The organism is Polaromonas sp., from assembly GCF_049790275.1.
In the GTDB taxonomy this organism is placed as follows: domain Bacteria; phylum Pseudomonadota; class Gammaproteobacteria; order Burkholderiales; family Burkholderiaceae_C; genus Polaromonas.
On sequence record NZ_JBAQYR010000067.1, the window covers coordinates 1 to 2786 of the forward strand.

The following is a 2786-nucleotide window of genomic DNA, read 5'->3' on the forward strand; positions in this document are numbered from 1 at the left end:
GTGCCCACCGCCGCGGCCGGCAAGGCAGTATCGGCAGATACCTTGGCAGGCGGCGCCTTGTCGCCGGTCGCCCACTGGAATGCCAGCCCCGCCAGCACAAGCACGGCCACGCCGGCAAATGCCACCATAGGCACTTTGGAGCGACGGGCAGGTTCTGCGCCTGTTGCAGGCTGTGCGGTAGATACCTCTGGCGCAGAGACTGCGCCACCCCGCATGCGGGGTGGCGGCGGGTCCTGCAGCGGCACGGTTGAAGGGCTTTGCCACGTCAGGTCAGAGTCTTCGGCTTCAGCTTCAGCTTCAGGTTCGGGGGCCACACTGGCCGCTGGCTCGGCCGCAGCCACCGCGGCGGGGGCCTGGATCGCCTGGCTGGCTTCCGTATGAAGCCCCTGAAGCCGGGTCCATTCACCGACCTCCTCCGAAGAAACCACCGTCGCCGTCGCCGTTGAGCCGGTCCCGGAGCCATCCGCCAGCACCGTTCCCCCCAGCTTCTTCAAACGCCGGCGCGCCAGGTCGGCATAAATACCGGAGGGAAACTTGTCGAGGAAACCTTCCAGGTCTTCCAGATCCTCGGAATCCTTGATGTCTTTCCAGTAAACCAGCTCGAGTTCCTGCGTCACCGTCGAGCCGGTATCCGTTCCCGACGAAGCCAGCCTGACCGTCGAGCCGCCGGCGCGCGACTTGCCCGTATCCGTTGCGACCCCATTGCGGCGACCGGGCGGACTGACCGGCGGAACAATGGTCGGGTCCGAGGCCTGCCCGCTGGCTTCCTGCAGTGCCTGCGAAAACTCCTGCGCGGTGGCGAAGCGTTCGTCGCGCTTTTTGGCCAGCGCACGCGCCATCACCGCATCGATGGACTTCGGCAAGAGCGCGTTGAAGGTGCTGGGCGCCGCCGGAACGTGACCCACGATCTGCTGGATGATGGCGAAATCGGTATCGCCGTCAAAAGGCCGTTTGCCGGTCAGCAACTGGTACAACACCACCCCTGCTGCAAACAGGTCAGCCCGCGCATCGATGGGCACGCCCTGCACCTGCTCAGGCGACATGTATTTGAGGGTGCCGACCATGGAACCCTGGGTGCGCGTGGCCTCCCCGGAATCCTGGATGCGGGCGACGCCGAAATCGGTCAGCTTGACGCGGCCATCTGCCTCAATCAGCAGGTTGGCCGGCTTCACATCCCGGTGCACGATGCTCTGGCGGTGCGCATAGTCCAGCGCGGACAGCAGGTCGCGCACCATGCGCAGCGTTTCCTCCAGCGAGTAACGCCGGCCCGCGTCCAGATGGTGTTTGAGGTCTTCGCCCTGAATGAACTCCATGACCAGAAAGGCCATGTCGCCATGGCGGTCCGAGTCATACACACTCACGATATTGGGATGTTGCAGGCGGGCAGCCGAACGCGCCTCGGTGCGAAAACGTGCCTCGTATTCTGCAGCGGCTTCTTCCGACAGGTTTTCCACCTTGATGGTCTTGATCGCCACCCGGCGGTCCAGGTTCGGATCGCGTGCCTCATAGACAAGCCCCATCGCGCCTTTGCCCAGCACGCGGGTGATGTCGTAGCGACCAAGCTTGTTCAGGCTCATGGGTTCAAAGGGCAGGAAGGCCAGCGGGATACGTTTGGAAACAAACGATTCTATCGGTGTAGCGTCAGCCGATGATGGAAAAACTGATCAGCGGGCTGCCTTCCTTGCGCTCGCACCCGGCGCTGATCTGGCCGTTACCCACCAGATAACACTCGGTACGGCGCAGCACCACGGCTTCGTTCTGGTTGCCAAAGTAGACCCAGGTGCCATAACTGGACGCATCGCTGAGCACGAACTGCCCGCCACGCCACTCCAGCGTGGCATGCATGCGCGACACCCGCGGGTCGTTCAGGGCCAGTGACGCGCCGGCGCCGCGGCCTATGGACATCTTTGCGTTGCCGGCATTGATACGCACGGCCTGCTCGCCGGCCACCAGTTCGAGAACCAGGGGCCGGGCATCGGAGGCCATCGACCGGCCCATCATGGTGGCGTCTTCATCGCGCCCGCTTTGCCATTCGACACGGTACACATGGCTGGCTTCCACCCTGCCGCGCAGGTGCATGGGCCCCAGGCTGCGCAGCGACGCCTGCTGCATCGGCCCCAGGGCCGACCAGACATTCTGCGTGGTGAGGATTTGCGCCGCACCGGCCAGGTCGGCCAGGCGCGCGGCCGAGTTGACGGTGTCGCCGAAACAGTCGCCGTCGATCTCGACGACTTCTCCCGACTCGATGCCCATCTGCATCTGTACGGGTGCACCGCTGCCGCCGGCCCGGATAGGTTTGTCCAGGAAACGCTTCTGGATGCTGACGCAGGCCGCCAGCGCATCGCCTTCCTGGGGAAACACAACAAACAGCCCATCGCCCAGCAGCTTGACGACACGGCCGCTGTGCTGCTCAAAAACCTGGCTCAGCGCCCCGACCAGTTGGGTGACAAACCGCGAGGCAGTTTCATCCCCCAGCCGCTCGAACATGCTGGTGCTGCCCACGAGGTCGGCAAAATCGACGGTGGTCATGCAAGTGCCACCGTAACCAAAAGGATAAAGAAAACAACAGCACGGCCGGCTTCAGGCGTCAACACGTAAGCATTTGTTCTCATGCCGCAGATTTTCACAGAAAACACGCCTGGGCCGGTTGTGACGTTTTACCGGTTCGCCGCGCAAACTTGAACGGCACACCGGTTTCTAGTGAAAACCGTCCCAGAGAAGCTTGATGCCGGTCAGAAACATGCCGAGGTAGAGAATGCGGTAGAACAGCACCGGGTCAATGCGCC

2 protein-coding genes are annotated in these 2786 nt (G+C 63.3%); both read right to left on the reverse strand.

The features are described from left to right. Positions 1-1577, reverse strand: a 1577-nt coding sequence (locus tag WA904_RS09675; protein ID WP_425196916.1) for a serine/threonine-protein kinase, incomplete at its 3' end; no start/stop codon positions are given. A gap of 64 nt (positions 1578-1641) precedes the next feature. Further along, a complete protein-coding gene (locus WA904_RS09680) occupies positions 1642-2529 on the reverse strand; it encodes an adenylate/guanylate cyclase domain-containing protein (RefSeq protein WP_425196917.1) in 888 nt (295 codons plus the stop codon). Positions 2530-2786: the final 257 nt, after the last annotated feature.